At 44.5% G+C, this 14,440-nt stretch carries 12 protein-coding genes; 8 read left to right on the top strand and 4 right to left on the bottom strand.

Annotated features, from left to right (window positions below; all coding sequences use genetic code 11):
- Positions 1-26 precede the first annotated feature (26 nt).
- Complete coding sequence (locus tag K6Y31_RS04225; protein WP_233051598.1) at positions 27-905, bottom strand: substrate-binding domain-containing protein; 879 nt, start codon at positions 903-905, stop codon at positions 27-29.
- A 404-nt stretch (positions 906-1,309) separates the two neighbouring features.
- Between K6Y31_RS04225 and K6Y31_RS04230 the strand changes: the two genes are divergently transcribed.
- The 5 genes from K6Y31_RS04230 (at position 1,310) to K6Y31_RS04250 (ending at position 6,164) form a co-directional block, all read left to right on the top strand.
- Positions 1,310-2,428, top strand: coding sequence for a branched-chain amino acid ABC transporter substrate-binding protein (locus K6Y31_RS04230; protein ID WP_233051599.1), 1,119 nt, complete (start codon positions 1,310-1,312; stop codon positions 2,426-2,428).
- Positions 2,429-2,508: 80 nt separating this feature from the next.
- Positions 2,509-3,435 (top strand): high-affinity branched-chain amino acid ABC transporter permease LivH, encoded by a 927-nt coding sequence (gene livH / locus K6Y31_RS04235; protein ID WP_233051600.1) that lies wholly within the window; start codon positions 2,509-2,511, stop codon positions 3,433-3,435.
- On the top strand, positions 3,432-4,700 hold the full coding sequence (locus K6Y31_RS04240; protein WP_233051601.1) for a high-affinity branched-chain amino acid ABC transporter permease LivM: 1,269 nt from the start codon (positions 3,432-3,434) through the stop codon (positions 4,698-4,700). Before livH ends, K6Y31_RS04240 begins: the two co-directional genes overlap by 4 nt.
- Positions 4,693-5,460, top strand: a complete 768-nt coding sequence (gene livG / locus K6Y31_RS04245) for a high-affinity branched-chain amino acid ABC transporter ATP-binding protein LivG (protein WP_233051602.1) — start codon at positions 4,693-4,695, stop codon at positions 5,458-5,460. The genes K6Y31_RS04240 and livG overlap by 8 nt, the downstream gene beginning before the upstream one ends.
- Positions 5,460-6,164 carry an ABC transporter ATP-binding protein gene (locus K6Y31_RS04250; RefSeq protein ID WP_233051603.1) on the top strand — a complete coding sequence of 235 codons (705 nt, stop codon included), beginning with the start codon at positions 5,460-5,462 and terminating at the stop codon, positions 6,162-6,164. The genes livG and K6Y31_RS04250 overlap by 1 nt, the downstream gene beginning before the upstream one ends.
- Positions 6,165-6,636: 472 nt before the next feature.
- Here K6Y31_RS04250 and K6Y31_RS04255 read toward each other — a convergent pair whose 3' ends face one another.
- Entirely contained in the window at positions 6,637-8,394 is a 1,758-nt protein-coding gene (locus tag K6Y31_RS04255; protein WP_233051604.1) for a family 20 glycosylhydrolase, read from the bottom strand.
- Positions 8,395-8,965: 571 nt separating this feature from the next.
- Here K6Y31_RS04255 and K6Y31_RS04260 point away from each other — a divergent pair.
- Positions 8,966-9,253, top strand: coding sequence for a hypothetical protein (locus K6Y31_RS04260; RefSeq protein WP_233051605.1), 288 nt, complete (start codon positions 8,966-8,968; stop codon positions 9,251-9,253).
- Here the strand turns inward: K6Y31_RS04260 and K6Y31_RS04265 are convergent.
- Positions 9,250-9,888 (bottom strand): LysE family translocator, encoded by a 639-nt coding sequence (locus tag K6Y31_RS04265; protein ID WP_233051606.1) that lies wholly within the window; start codon positions 9,886-9,888, stop codon positions 9,250-9,252. The two genes, K6Y31_RS04260 and K6Y31_RS04265, sit on opposite strands and share 4 nt — an antisense overlap.
- A gap of 76 nt (positions 9,889-9,964) precedes the next feature.
- Positions 9,965-11,116, bottom strand: a complete 1,152-nt coding sequence (locus K6Y31_RS04270; RefSeq protein ID WP_233051607.1) for a hypothetical protein — start codon at positions 11,114-11,116, stop codon at positions 9,965-9,967.
- A 204-nt stretch (positions 11,117-11,320) separates the two neighbouring features.
- On the opposite strand from K6Y31_RS04270, the gene miaE reads away from it, so the two are divergent.
- Together miaE and rep are read left to right on the top strand one after the other, a co-directional pair.
- Complete coding sequence (gene miaE / locus K6Y31_RS04275; RefSeq protein WP_233051608.1) at positions 11,321-12,088, top strand: tRNA isopentenyl-2-thiomethyl-A-37 hydroxylase MiaE; 768 nt, start codon at positions 11,321-11,323, stop codon at positions 12,086-12,088.
- A gap of 287 nt (positions 12,089-12,375) precedes the next feature.
- Positions 12,376-14,394 carry a DNA helicase Rep gene (gene rep / locus K6Y31_RS04280; RefSeq protein ID WP_233051609.1) on the top strand — a complete coding sequence of 673 codons (2,019 nt, stop codon included), beginning with the start codon at positions 12,376-12,378 and terminating at the stop codon, positions 14,392-14,394.
- Positions 14,395-14,440 lie beyond the last annotated feature (46 nt).

Consider the following 14,440-nt stretch of genomic DNA (forward strand, 5'->3'; position numbering starts at 1 on the left):
ATGTCTGGCACGAACGGCTGTTTTCGTTAGTGATGTAAGTTTGTCTGTAGGCGTAAGGGAATTTTGAGATAAGCCACTGGCCTCGCACCATTAATAATATTAACCGCGCTGTTAATGGCTGTGGTTATCATCACCTCGGGTTGTTGCACTAAGGTCGCATCATAGATGTTTTGCTCGATACTACTGAGGCCTACCTGAGTGCCATCAAAGCCGATAATGGCAATGCTTCTAGGTGTTGGTAGCGCAGCCGCGGCGCCTAGTGCCATTTCATCGTTATGAGCAAATATGCCACTGATATGGCGATGTTGCGCTAACATTTCAGAGGTGAGTATTTGTGCTTGTAATTGGCTAAAACCAGCGTTGGCTTTGATACTAGTGGGGAGCTGGTAAGCTTGTAGTACATCGGCAAAGCCTTGGCTACGATCTTGGGTGACGGATATATCGCTGGGACCAGTTAGCTCTAATAGGCTGCCTTGCTGTTTGGTCATAGCAAGTAAAAACTCCGCCGCCATTTTGCCACCCATATAGTTATCAGAACTAATATGCTGAGTCACTTTACCGCCATTAACATTGCGATCTAAGCTGATCACCGGCCAATTGGCTTGATTGGCATATTGGATTGTTTTTACCGAGCCACTGGCTTTGCTGGGGACAATAATTAGTACTTGGGCACCTTGCTGCTGTGCCGCAACGGCTTGTTCAAACTCACTATTACTGTTGCCGTCATTGTAGATTAATACCAGTTGGTAACCTCGCGATTGGCAATATTCTTTGGCACTGTTAGCCATAGTTTGAAAATAGGGGTTATTTAAATCAGGTAAAGATAAAGCGAGTTTGATTGGACTAGGCGAGCACGCAGTAAGACATAGCATACCGAGTATTAGTGAAACAAATTTCTGCCACATACCAGCCCCATTGATAGTTTTATTGATTAAAAATCCCAAGTTCTGCAAATATATCATCTGCATACAGGGCTGTATTTAACTTTGTACACTAATTATGGCAGTAGGTTTTGACGCTGATTAAAAATTTATCTCTGGTTATTTATTTGGCTCAAGTGCTTTGTTAATGAAATGTAAAGCGACTTATGCTGCTTTGGCTAGATTAACTGACTAAAATTGAGTGTTTTATTGACGCAAAATATCGATTTTAAAGATCTGATCCGCAACAAATTTTACGCAGTTGGATTTGTTCATCTAATATTCAAGGTGTTAAAAAGGTTAGGTTGAAGCGAATTGGTTACACTCAAGAGGCGTAACCAGTTTGTTACCAAATAATAATGAATTAAGAATTGATGGAGAAGGGTTGAATGAATAAGTGGACTAAAACCGCAGCAGGCGTCGCCGTTTCATTAGCATTACTGGGTTCTTCAGCCCTAGCCAATGCTGCTGACACAATTAAAATTGCCATGGCTGGCCCAGTAACCGGCCCTGTGGCGCAATACGGTGATATGCAGTTTACCGGTGGTAACGCCGCGATTGAAATGATTAACCAAGCGGGTGGCATTAACGGTAAGCAATTAGAAGCGGTAATTTATGATGATGCTTGTGATCCAAAGCAAGCGGTAGCGGTAGCCAACAAAATTGTCAATGATGGCGCCAAGTATGTCTTAGGACACCTTTGTTCTAGTGCGACACAGCCAGCATCGGATATTTATGAAGATGAAGGCATTTTGATCATTACCGCCGCTTCAACCAGTCCTGAAATCACTGGTCGAGGTTATGAACTGGTTTTCCGCACTATCGGCTTAGACAGTGACCAAGGGCCAACAGCCGCAAAATACATTGCTGAACAAGTGAAACCGAAAAAAGTAGCGGTGATCCATGATAAACAGCAATACGGTGAAGGGATCGCTTCGTCGGTAAAAATAGGACTTGAAGCGGCGAATATCCCGGTCGTGGCCTTTGAAGGTATTACTGCCGGCGACAAAGACTTCTCAGCCATCATCGCGAAACTGAAAAAACTGGACGTTGATTTTGTTTACTACGGTGGCTATCACCCTGAGCTAGGTTTGCTACTGCGTCAATCGAAAGAAAAAGGCTTAGACGCCATGTTCATGGGCCCTGAGGGGGTCGGTAATAAAGATATCTCATCTATTGCGGGTGAAGCATCTGAAGGTTTGTTAGTTACGCTACCGAAAAAGTACGACCTTGATCCGGCTAACAAAGCTGTCGTTGATCATATCGTTGCCAAAGGCGAGGATGCAACAGGCCCGTTTGTGTGGACTGGTTATGCTGCCATTCAAGCGATGGCGCAAGGCATGAAGGCAGGTAAAGAAGACCCATTTGAGTTAGCTGAATACCTACGTAACAACACTGCCAGCACCGTTATGGGCGATTTGCAGTGGGATAGTAAGGGTGACTTAAAAGGTTTTGAATTTGGTGTGTTCTCTTGGCATAAAGATGGCACATCAACGCAAAAGCAATAAGTTAAACTCCCAGCCGAGCCCCGCTCGGCTTTATCACTAAGCCAGTTAATTCTGGCTTAGTTTGTTAAGTTGAGGACATTATGTCTGAGCAGTTTTATTACTTTCTTCAACAGATTCTTAATGGTGTCACCATTGGCAGTACTTATGCACTGATCGCTATTGGCTATACGATGGTGTATGGCATTATCGGTATGATTAACTTTGCCCACGGCGAAGTGTATATGATAGGCAGCTACGCTGCTTTTTTTGTGCTTGCAGGCCTAGCTATGTTAGGTATCGATAGCTTAGCTTTATTGCTGATCGCTGCTTTTGCGTTGAGTATCATGATCACCAGTGCTTATGGTTGGAGCATTGAACGGGTTGCTTATCGGCCCTTACGCGGCGGAAACCGTTTGATCCCGCTTATCTCTGCTATTGGTATGTCAATATTTTTACAAAACTTTGTGCGTTTAGCGCAAGGTTCACGTGACATTGCTATGCCGAGTTTAATCACCGGTGGCTGGACTATCGGTCCAGCCGATGCCTTTAATGTCACCTTATCTTATATGCAGGTGGTAATCTTTGTCGTGACCTTCATTTCAATGACGGTGCTGACGGCTTTTATCTCGAAATCAAAAATGGGCCGTGCTTGTCGCGCGTGTGCTGAAGACATAGGTATGGCCAATCTATTGGGTATCAATACCAATAAAGTCATTTCCATTACGTTTGTTATCGGCGCTGCGCTTGCTGCGGTGGCGGGTGTATTACTAAGTATGTATTACGGTGTCATTAATCCTTATCTTGGCTTTATGGCGGGGCTAAAAGCGTTTACTGCTGCGGTATTGGGTGGTATCGGCAGCATCCCTGGAGCTGTTTTAGGTGGCCTCATTCTAGGGATCACCGAAGCGATTACGGCGGGCTACTTTAGCTCTGAATACAAAGATGTGGTGTCTTTTGGTCTGCTGTGTTTTGTATTGTTGTTTATGCCAACCGGCATTCTAGGTAAGCCGGAGGTTGAAAAAGTATGAGCAAATCCAGTTTTATTGATGCGCTTATCGCTTCGGTGGTAATGCTGATTTTAACCAGTTGGCTGTTAGGGTTACAACTTGATAACCAACCTGATGGCCTACGTATTATTTTAAACGATGCGGCGCATACTACTTGGGTGATTGTTGGCGTTGTGCTGGTGTTCTTTACCCAGCTGTTTAAAGCGCCAATTAGCCGTGTATTTAGCGGTATTAAAAGTAAAGGGCAGGACTCAGGGTTTAAATTACCTGCGCCTGAAGAGAAGCCAACGCTTTATCGCTTTTTAACCATCGCGGCATTGGCAGGCTTGTTGATTTGGCCTTTTGTTGCGTCGCGCGGTGCGGTTGATTTAGCCACCTTAACGCTGATTTACGTGATGCTGGGTTTAGGTTTAAACGTTGTGGTGGGCTTGGCGGGCTTACTTGATTTAGGTTACGTCGGCTTTTATGCCGTTGGCGCTTATACCTACGGTATATTAAATACTTATTTTGGCGTTGGCTTTTGGACGGCATTGCCTATTGCCGGATGCTTAGCGGCCTTATTTGGTTTCTTGCTCGGTTTCCCGGTGCTGCGGCTCAGGGGGGATTATCTTGCTATTGTCACCTTGGGCTTTGGTGAGATTATTCGCATCATGTTGAATAATATGACCGAAGTCACCGGCGGCCCGAATGGCATTAGCCAGATAGATAAACCAACCTTGTTTGGCTTGGAGTTTAACCGCCGAGCATCCAGTGATGAGGCAACCTTGTTTCATGATTTTTTTGGCCTAGACTACAGCTCAAATTATAAAGTGATCTTTGTTTATCTGGCAGCGGTGTTGCTGGTGGTATTAACGGTGTTTGTGATTAACCGTTTATTACGCATGCCCATTGGTCGTGCTTGGGAAGCCTTACGCGAAGATGAAATAGCCTGTCGTTCACTGGGCTTAAACCCAACCATTATTAAGCTATCAGCCTTTACTATTGGTGCGGCTTTCGCTGGCTTTGCGGGAAGTTTTTTTGCTGCTCGACAAGGTTTCATTAGCCCGGAATCTTTCACCTTTATTGAATCGGCCATCATTTTAGCCATTGTGGTGTTAGGTGGCATGGGCTCGCAAGTCGGGGTGATTTTAGCGGCGATCATCATGACTATCTTGCCGGAAATGGCGCGAGAATTTAATGAATACCGCATGCTGATGTTTGGTTTAATGATGGTGTTTATGATGATTTGGCGTCCACAAGGTTTATTACCCATGACTCGTCCAAAAATGGAGATGCGCAATGGATAATAAATTATTAGAGGTTTCAGGCCTAACCATGCGCTTTGGCGGCTTATTGGCGGTTAATAACGTTGCTTTAGAGGTTAATGACCAAGAAATTATTTCGGTTATTGGCCCCAATGGCGCCGGTAAAACCACGGTATTTAACTGTTTAACCGGGTTTTACCAGCCCACGGCAGGACAGGTAATTTATCGCGGTGAGCCGGTGCAGCAATTGCCGGGCCATGTTATTTCTCGCAAAGGCATGGTGCGCACTTTCCAGCATGTGCGCTTGTTTAAAGAAATGACCGTGGTAGAAAACCTATTGGTAGCGCAGCATCGTCATTTAAACACAAGTTTTTTAGCGGGTTTGTTTAAAACCAAAAGCTTTAAAAAAGCGGAAGCAGAGGGGATTGAGCGCGCCGCTAATTGGTTGGATCGCATTGGTTTAGCCGAATTTGCTAATCGCCAAGCAGGTAACCTCGCTTATGGTCAGCAGCGCCGCTTAGAAATTGCCCGCTGCATGATGACGCAGCCTAGCCTTCTGATGTTAGATGAGCCAGCAGCTGGGTTAAACCCAGCTGAAACAGACGAGTTAGATGAGCTGATTGTAGAATTGCGCGATCAACATAAGATCTCGATATTATTAATTGAGCATGACATGAAGTTAGTGATGGGAATTTCTGACCGTATTTATGTGGTGAACCAAGGTTGTCCACTTGCCAATGGGACGCCGAAAGAAATTCAATCCAACCCTGATGTGATCAAAGCTTATCTAGGGGAGTTTTAATGTTAGAGCTTAAAAATGTATCGGCCCATTATGGTCAGATCCAAGCCCTGCATGATGTGAATATCAGTGTAGGAGCGGGTGAAATTGTTAGTTTAATCGGTGCTAATGGAGCAGGTAAAACCACGCTATTGATGACGATCTGCGGCGATCCGAAAGCCAGCAATGGTGAGATCCTATTTGAAGGCGAGCCTATTCATCAGCAATCGACGTCGCAAATCATGCGCAAAGATATTGCTATTGTGCCGGAAGGGCGGCGTATTTTTGCTCGCTTAACAGTAGAAGAAAATCTGCATATGGGCGGCTTTTTTCTTGATGATAAAGCGGAATTTGCGCGTTTGGAGCAAGAGGTATACGAGCTGTTTCCACGTTTGTTAGAGCGTAAGCATCAACGTGCTGGCACTATGTCGGGCGGTGAGCAACAAATGCTGGCGATGGGGCGGGCGTTAATGAGTAAGCCTAGGCTGTTGTTTTTAGACGAGCCCTCGTTGGGCTTAGCCCCCATTATTATTCAGCAAATTTTCGATATTATTGAAAAATTGCGCGATAAAGGCATTACGGTATTTTTGGTTGAGCAAAATGCTAACCAAGCATTGCGTTTGTCTGATCGCGGCTATGTAATTGAAAACGGTCGCATTGTACTAGAAGATACTGGCGCCAACCTACTCACCAACGAGGAAGTGCGCAAAGCATACCTTGGTGGTTAATTTATATCCACTAAGAACAATCAATAGCCGTAGTAAACGATTTTCTACGGCTATTAACTCCATACCTTCAGCCCATGGAAACAGTGTGTTTTTTCGCAAAATCGCCGCAAGTACATCCGTGTAGGCTTGGCTTTTTCGTCCCTGAAAAAGACATTTTGCTAGCAAACACACCATTTCAGCATGGTCGCAATTCAGTAAACCGACTCGACTAATTACCAGCGGTATATACCCAATTAACCTGGAGATGCTTGATTTCAGCAAGAGTTTACAGGCGTTTAGGCAAGGCATTGATTGCAGGTAATGGCTTTCCCCTTATCAAAATCAATCACGCGGCATAAACGCCTGTAAAACTTGCCCCTTGGGAGCGCCACCGTGTATCCACTACGTTGTTACGCTAATTTAAAAGGTGCCTACATTCCTGCATTAGCGCGCCTAGTATTGGAAACACGGTGGCGCTCTGAAACATGCATCTTCAAGTTGATTGGGTATAAAGGCCGTGCAAGTATTCCAATCGGCCAACGCTATCTGCTAAACCGCCTGCGCGATTGGTTGCCAGCCATAAGGCTTTATATTGGGGTAATAACGGCGCTAAGTCCGCTGCTAATAACTGTTTACTGGCCGAATCAAATTCTTCAATGGCACGGGTGTTTTGCTGCAACATTTGCTTACCGAGCAATACGCCATGATGCAGTAATTTAGCGGTGAAAATAAGCTGCTCACGAATAGCCGTGGTCGCGCCCTGAGATAGCTCCTCTAAGCAAGGCGTTATCTGATCTTGAGCTCGGTCGAAACCTGCATCGGTTAAATTTTCTGAGCGGCGCAGGTGACGGCGAAATTTTTGATCAAACAATAGCGGGCCAAGAAAGCACGCATTAGGTGTATCAATGCCCAAATCTAAATAGATATCTTGCAAGCGCAGCGCCCAGAATGCGGCTTGTTCGTCACCTTGGCAAACAAAATGATTGAGCCAGAATGTTATATCGGCTTGCTCATTTTGCTCTATATTCCAAGCCAAACCCGCGCCGTATATGTAGCCAGCATAGGGGAAAATATCTTGCTGGGCATGGCCCATATCGCCCCATTCTGATATTTGATAACCCGTTGCGCCAAATCGTAAGCCAGATTTTGCCGCGCGTAGCATATGAGTTTTGGCATTTTGCCAGCGGCCGGAAACAGAGGCAAAGCAACAAGTTGAAACCACAACGTGGAAAGGTAATCCGGTTTTAGCGAGCTGTTGATGCTCCTCATCATAAGGATGATCAGCCTCATAGCCCCAGTTAAGTAAGGTCAAGTTGCTCGGTAATTGCGCCAAAATATCGGGATATTGAAACAGCATGTCACTGAAGATTTGCGTGTGTAGCCCTTTGGCTCTGGTCAACTTGAGGATCTTATTAAGATAGTCAACGTACACTTGCCCTTTACTGGTCGCCTCACAGGCGGCTTTACTGGCACTGACGCCTAAGTCCATGGTTTCATCAAAGTTAATATTGATGGTTTGACTGGTAAAGTTCGGCACCAGTTCATCAATTAGGCCGCTAACAAAGTTAACCGACTCATCACTAACGGGATTAAGGCCAAAAGAAAAAGGACGAAAATCACCGCGTTGATCATAAAAGCCAGTGGTTTGCTCGGCTAAATGTTTATATTCAGGGTGGGCGAGCCAGCGCTCCATATGACCAAAGGTGGCGACATTAATGATTAACTCTATGCCTTTGCTTTGACAGTACTGGTCTACTTGCTGGATTTCATCCGCTGTCATGGGGGATTTGTCTGCCCACACGGTTTGATGTTGCGACCAAGCGAAAGTGTGTTCGGTATACAGTTGCAGCTGATTGATGCGTAATTCAGACCAGAGATCAATCAGTGAAAATAAATGCGTTAACGACGGGATTTTATCGCGGCTAATATCTAACAAAATACCGCGCTCAGGGTAGTCTGGCGCATCAATAATCTGACCGCAAGGTAAGTCGCTATCATGTTGGCAAAGCTGCTTTAAGACATAGAGCGCATAGAGCCGCCCTTGAGTACAGCCATAACGCACTTTTACTTGGGTAGGTGAAATAGAAATTTCAAACTGTTGTGGCGATAGGGCGACATTTAATGTTTCCTCTACCCAACTCGGGAATAAACTGCTGCAGTTGAGCGCTTGCTCAGGCCATTGGCTAGGTAGCGCAAATACCCCTGCCTGAGGTTGCCAATATTTAGGTTGTGGAAAAACAGCTAACGACATGCCTACCTCTATTCTTTTAGGATTTATCTGGTGTTGAGCATACCTAATTATGTTTTAAACTATCAAGTTAATGTTATTAAGTTTGATAGTTTAAAACATTAATGCTGTCGGATTAGTTGACAGGTACCAAACAAGGTTAATAAAAGGTTGTTTTTTGACCACTGTATTAACCTAAATATGCATTGAAAGCAGCTGGAGTATTTATCTTTGCTTCGTTAGCCCTTAATAAATCAGGTGATTATACTGGGTGATAGTGTTAATTGATATTTGTGTTTTCTTTGTTAAGTATTTGTAAAATAAGTGACTTCTTTTACTTTTTGATAAGATGGTGCTAGTCTGGATTTGTTCTACCTGAACAAATAATGAGCACAACATGATACGGCACTCGTCAGTATGTTCCCGTTAGAGGCACAACTGAATCAATATTGATAATACGCAATACAACTGGGTTAGCTTAGGTTTACAACATTTGTTGACAACGATTGTTCATAACGATTGTTCATAACAATTGTTTACGATCTAATTATTTTGGTTGTTAGTCGTGCCATGTATCAACAAGCAAAGGGAAATAATGATGGCTAAAAGTTATTTTAGAAGCTCGGGCGCCTCGGCATCCGTCGGTGGATATAGCGCGCCTAGTTTATCGGGCACAGGAAAGCCACAAGACATTGCAGCATTAAACACGCCGCCAAGCGGTTCATTTATGAAAACGAAAGTCGGGCTAACTCATTCTATTGTTGGCATTAATAATGGCAGTGTCGTTAAGCGTCACAAGCCACAATTTGATATTGAACCCGCCCCCGCAGGTAGCTTTTTAAAGCCTTACAAAAAGTATTGTAAAGAGCCTGAGTCTATTTAGCTTGCTTGAAGTAATAGCAAGCCTGAATCAACGACCATGTAAGCAGCAAATAAGGTCAGTACTAAAGCCGTGCTGACCGTTATTAGCTTTTGCTGTTGCTCTAAATACCGCACAACCTTTGGTTGGCCAATAACACAAGCAATCAGCAAATACCAAAGAAAGTCGACGCCGGCGACAGTAGCAAAAATAATAATCTGACTAGTCAGGCCGTTCTCGGCACTGACAAATTGGCTAAATAAGGCAATAAAAAATAGCGCTATTTTAGGGCTTAACAAAGCCATCATAAAGCCGTCTGACCAAGGTGACGGGCTTGGTTGTTGTACTATTCCCGCTTCAATCTTAGTGGTCTGTTTCACGCTGCACCATGTTTTCCAGCCTAGATAAAGCAAAAATAAGCCACCGGCTAGTTTGACTAAGTTAAATAAATTAGGGGTGTTGATCATCAGCAAGGCGACTCCTGAGATGCTCAGCAGTGCCCAAATACCCACCCCTAGCGCATGGCTAAAGGCGGTTTTAATACCAGTATTGCGGCCAAAAGAAAGGGTGTTACGCATTACCAAGGCGAGGCTTGGACCGGGGCTTGCGGCACCTAAGCAGCAAATAAGAAACAAAGTAAACCAAAGCTCTAAAGGCATAGTGAAACCTCATATAAAAACGCCAGTATCGTTAATATTGATACTGGCGGCAAGTATGAAACTACATGGCGGGCCGTCAAGTGGTTTGGTAAAGCAGTTTTAATCGCGACATTTTAGTTTTTGTTTGCTCAACCAAGCGGTTATAGTCGGTAACCAGTTGTCTAAAATCACCCTTAAAGCTGTGTTGTTCGATGCTAAGCACGCCACCGTTCTCGGCTTGTTTACGCAATGCAGTATGAAAGCGGTTAAGTGGGCGGTGAAATAAGTGATGTTGGCTAATAAAGTGCGCAAAGGCCATTAACACTGAAATAGCGATTAGGATATACAGGGTATATTGCGTATTCACAAAAGCGTTCGATTTTACACCAAATAAGCTATGCTCAATGGATTTTACATTCAGTGCAACTTGGTTAGTGCGCGTGAGTAGCTCATCTTTTAACACTTGCGTTTGCGCCAGTTGTTGTTGGGTGTAATCAATCTCTTTTGGATAGCGCTTAATTAAATTATTAAGGTTATCGGTGATGGTAACAATTTGATCCTGAGCGATGTCATTTTCGTCAGTGCCAAAAAAATCATCGCTGTTATTAACGGTATCCATAAGGCCTAATGGGCTTAACCCTTGTGTTTGCTTTACCTGTGTTTTAAGTTGCGATAACTGAAAAGCAATGCTGCTTTGAGTCTTCTCATTACGGCCATCAAGGTATTGGCTGCGTAATAAGCTTAATACATGGGCCGATTGCGCCATTTCTGCCGCTAGCATTTGATATTGCATTGCTACGCCGGGATTGATATCCATGGCATTTTCGCCGTATTCAGCGAGCAGCTTGACGTTGTCAGCCAATTCACGCTCGGCATTTTCAAGCACCGCTTGGGCGTTATTACCTAACTTGCCGGCTGCGCGATATTTTTGGCTGAGATCGAGTCGCAGCAACGCCACTTGATAGATAATACTGGCGGTTTTATCATTATTGATTTGGCGTAAGGAGTTTTCTAACACTTCAAGTTGCGCTTCAGCTTTTGCTAAAATAGTGGCGTCGCCAGTGTTAAGGTAATCAATCACGGTTTGCTTAATATCAATGGCAATTTTGGCTTTGATCTCTTGATAGCGCTGAACATCACTTTGCTGCGCTTCTAAGTTATTGGCTCCTTTGATAAAAGTTAATACCAACAACCCAGCAATCAAGCATTGGCCTACTAAAGAGCCTAATAATAATTTTGGTAGCTTCATGTGGTTACTTCCTTGTGGTTTAAGTTACTGCGCGCATGGTAAGCATCAAGTATGACAACTTTGTGATCTAAAACATTATTTCCTCATGCCATAGTATGAGTTGAGTGCTTATTGCAAGCGATTTCTAGCATGTGTAGTTTTCGCTTCAAATAAGCAATTATGCTACTCTCTGCGAAAATTTTCGTGATCTAGTTGGAGTGCGCCGTGAGCGAAGTTGAACAGTTATTAGAGCCGATCCATCAGTTTTTACACAGCACCACTCCGGATGCTTGGGTAGAAGAAGCGGTAAAAGCTGAAAACCTAAAAGTACTATTAGTCGACCACTTAATGTGTGAACTAAAAGCAGGGCAGTCGGCGATGTTCTTGATTCGTAAATATGCGGTGACACCTGAAAGTGCTCAGACTTTATTAGACTGGTTTAGCCCTTATGAAGATTTTGCGTATCGTAAAAAAGGGGACTTAGCCAGCTTGAAGGGCAAGAGCAACATATCTAAAAGTATTATGGCGAAAAGTGACTCCCCTTATAGCCAAGATTTGATCGATAAAATGGTGCTACTGATAAAAGAAGAGTTACATCACTTTTACCAAGTGCTAGAAATCATGGATGCGCGCGGCATTCCTTACGAAAATATTCGCGCTGGTCGTTACGCTAAAGGCTTACTTAAACAAGTACGCACTTACGAGCCACAGGCCTTGGTGGATAAGCTGATTATTGGCGCTTACATTGAAGCTCGCTCTTGTGAGCGCTTTGCTAAGCTTGCGCCACACCTTGATGACGATATGAATAAATTTTATATCTCACTCCTGCGCTCTGAAGCGCGCCACTATCAAGATTACTTAACCTTGGCGCAGCAAATTTCACCAGATGACATTAGCGAGCGGGTTGCCTTAATAGGTCAAGCGGAAGCGGAGCTGATTACTAGCCCAGATACCGATTTTAAATTTCACAGCGGCGTGCCTAGTGTTGCTTAATAAATGTAGGAGCAGCATTTATGCTGCGATATTTAAGAGCATTCGCGGTATAAATACCGCTCCTACTAACAGAGTTCTATAACGGTGCATCTCACTGTAGTGTGCCCGATGCTGTTTAATACTCGTAGGAGCAGAGCTTGCTCTGCGAATATCACATATTCCCTGAGCAAGCTCTGCTCCTACAAAAAAAACACGAATCAACAAGTTCAACATACAAGGAGCAGCATTTATGCTGCGATATTTAAGAGCATTCGCGGTATAAATACCGCTCCTACGGGGGGACGATTATGCAAATGAATCCACGCCAAGATGAGGCGGTTAAATATATCTCTGGCCCTTGTTTAGTATTAGCCGGTGCGGGCAGTGGCAAAACACGGGTGATCACCAATAAAATTGCTTATCTCGTACAGCAGTGTAACTACAATCCAAAGACCATTGCAGCCGTCACCTTTACTAATAAAGCTGCGCGTGAAATGAAAGAGCGAGTGGCGCAAACCTTAGGCAAAAAAGCCGCTAAAGGTGTGATGGTGTCGACCTTTCATACCCTCGGCTTAGATATTATTCGTAAAGAACACAAGGTGATTGGTATTAAGCCGGGTTTTTCGTTGTTTGACGATCAAGACTCACTTGCGCTACTTAAAGAGCTGACCGAGAAAGAGCTGAAAGAAGACAAAGACTTGCTGTCGCAATTGGTTACGCAAATATCTAACTGGAAAAACGATCTGATCTTACCGCCGCAAGCGATCAAATTAGCCCGCGGCGCTGAGCAAATTATTTTCGCCCAAGCTTATGAAAAATATCAGCGTCATTTAACGGCCTATAACGCGTTGGATTTTGATGACTTGATCTTAATGCCAACCATGTTGCTTAAGTTTAAAGAAGAAGTGCGGTTACGCTGGCAGCAAAAAATTCAATACCTGCTGGTGGATGAGTATCAAGATACCAATACCAGCCAATATGAATTGGTTAAATTACTGGTAGGTGAGCGCGCGCGCTTTACCGTGGTGGGTGACGATGACCAATCAATTTATTCATGGCGCGGGGCAAGGCCGCAAAACTTGGTGCTGCTGAAAACCGATTACCCCAATTTGCGTTTGATTAAATTAGAGCAGAATTACCGCTCGACCCAGCGAATTCTCAAATCAGCCAATATCTTGATCGCCAATAATCCTCACGAATATGAAAAGGCACTGTTTAGTGAGTTGCATTACGGTGAGCCACTACGAGTGCTGTATGCCAAAGATGAAGAGCATGAGTCAGAGCGTGTGGTGGCGGAGTTAATGGGCCACAAATTTATGAACAACACCAACTTTAAAGACTATGCGGTGTTGTATCGGGGTAATCATCAAAGCCGCGTTTTAGAAAAAGCCATGATGACCAACCGCATCCCTTACAAAATAAGTGGTGGTACTTCGTTCTTCTCACGGGTAGAAATTAAAGACATGTTGGCTTACCTGCGCTTGTTAGCGAACCATGATGATGACAATGCCTTTTTGCGCATCGTAAATGTACCACGCCGAGAAATCGGCCCTGCCACGTTAGAGAAGCTAGGTAACTATGCCAACCTACGTAACATCAGCTTGTTTGCTGCTACCTTTGAATTAGGGCTAGAGCAGACCTTAACCGGGCGCGGCCTGCAGTCGGTGCGCAACTTTAGCCGCTGGTTAGTGGAGCTTAAAGATCAAGCCGAGCGTGGCAGTGCGGTGGATGCGGTACGTGATATGGTACGTACAATTCATTATGAAGATTGGCTTTACGAAACCAGCCCTAGCCCCAAAGCGGCGGAAATGCGCATGAAAAACGTATCCGAGCTATTTCGCTGGGTCACTGGTTGGTTAGAAGGCGATGACTTAGAAGAGCCGTTCACCTTGCCGCAAGTGGTTAACCGTTTGATGCTGCGCGACATGATGGAGCGCAACGAAGGCGAAGATGAAGCTGATCAAGTGCAACTGATGACGTTACATGCTTCAAAAGGCTTAGAATTCCCGTTTGTGTTTATGATAGGCATGGAAGAAGGCTTCTTGCCCCATCAAACCAGCATTGATGAAGATAATATCGAAGAAGAGCGCCGCCTCGCTTATGTTGGTATTACCCGCGCCCAGCAAGAGCTCACCTTTACCCTATGCCGTGAGCGCCGCCAATACGGTGAATCATTGCGCCCAGAGCCCAGTCGTTTCCTGCATGAGCTACCACAAGATGATGTGGTATGGGAAAAAACCGGCCAACAAACGCAAACCAAAGAGCAAAAACAAGAGAAAGGGCAAAAAGGAATCGCGAATTTAAGAGCGTTATTCAACAAATCGTAGGCGAGGAATTTATTCCGCGATGGAATGTGCGTTTTGTCGCGGAATG

Source organism: Motilimonas cestriensis (genome assembly GCF_021295315.1).
GTDB lineage: Bacteria > Pseudomonadota > Gammaproteobacteria > Enterobacterales > CBDFNC01 > Motilimonas > Motilimonas cestriensis.

Excerpts from the sequence above, each read along its gene's own strand:
- K6Y31_RS04225 (WP_233051598.1), bottom strand. The coding sequence starts at position 905 with ATGTGGCAGAAATTTGTTTCACTAATACTCGGTATGCTATGTCTTACT.
- K6Y31_RS04230 (WP_233051599.1), top strand. The coding sequence starts at position 1,310 with ATGAATAAGTGGACTAAAACCGCAGCAGGCGTCGCCGTTTCATTAGCA.
- livH (WP_233051600.1), top strand. The coding sequence starts at position 2,509 with ATGTCTGAGCAGTTTTATTACTTTCTTCAACAGATTCTTAATGGTGTC.
- K6Y31_RS04240 (WP_233051601.1), top strand. The coding sequence starts at position 3,432 with ATGAGCAAATCCAGTTTTATTGATGCGCTTATCGCTTCGGTGGTAATG.
- livG (WP_233051602.1), top strand. The coding sequence starts at position 4,693 with ATGGATAATAAATTATTAGAGGTTTCAGGCCTAACCATGCGCTTTGGC.
- K6Y31_RS04250 (WP_233051603.1), top strand. The coding sequence starts at position 5,460 with ATGTTAGAGCTTAAAAATGTATCGGCCCATTATGGTCAGATCCAAGCC.
- K6Y31_RS04255 (WP_233051604.1), bottom strand. The coding sequence starts at position 8,394 with ATGTCGTTAGCTGTTTTTCCACAACCTAAATATTGGCAACCTCAGGCA.
- K6Y31_RS04260 (WP_233051605.1), top strand. The coding sequence starts at position 8,966 with ATGATGGCTAAAAGTTATTTTAGAAGCTCGGGCGCCTCGGCATCCGTC.
- K6Y31_RS04265 (WP_233051606.1), bottom strand. The coding sequence starts at position 9,888 with ATGCCTTTAGAGCTTTGGTTTACTTTGTTTCTTATTTGCTGCTTAGGT.
- K6Y31_RS04270 (WP_233051607.1), bottom strand. The coding sequence starts at position 11,116 with ATGAAGCTACCAAAATTATTATTAGGCTCTTTAGTAGGCCAATGCTTG.
- rep (WP_233051609.1), top strand. The coding sequence starts at position 12,376 with ATGCAAATGAATCCACGCCAAGATGAGGCGGTTAAATATATCTCTGGC.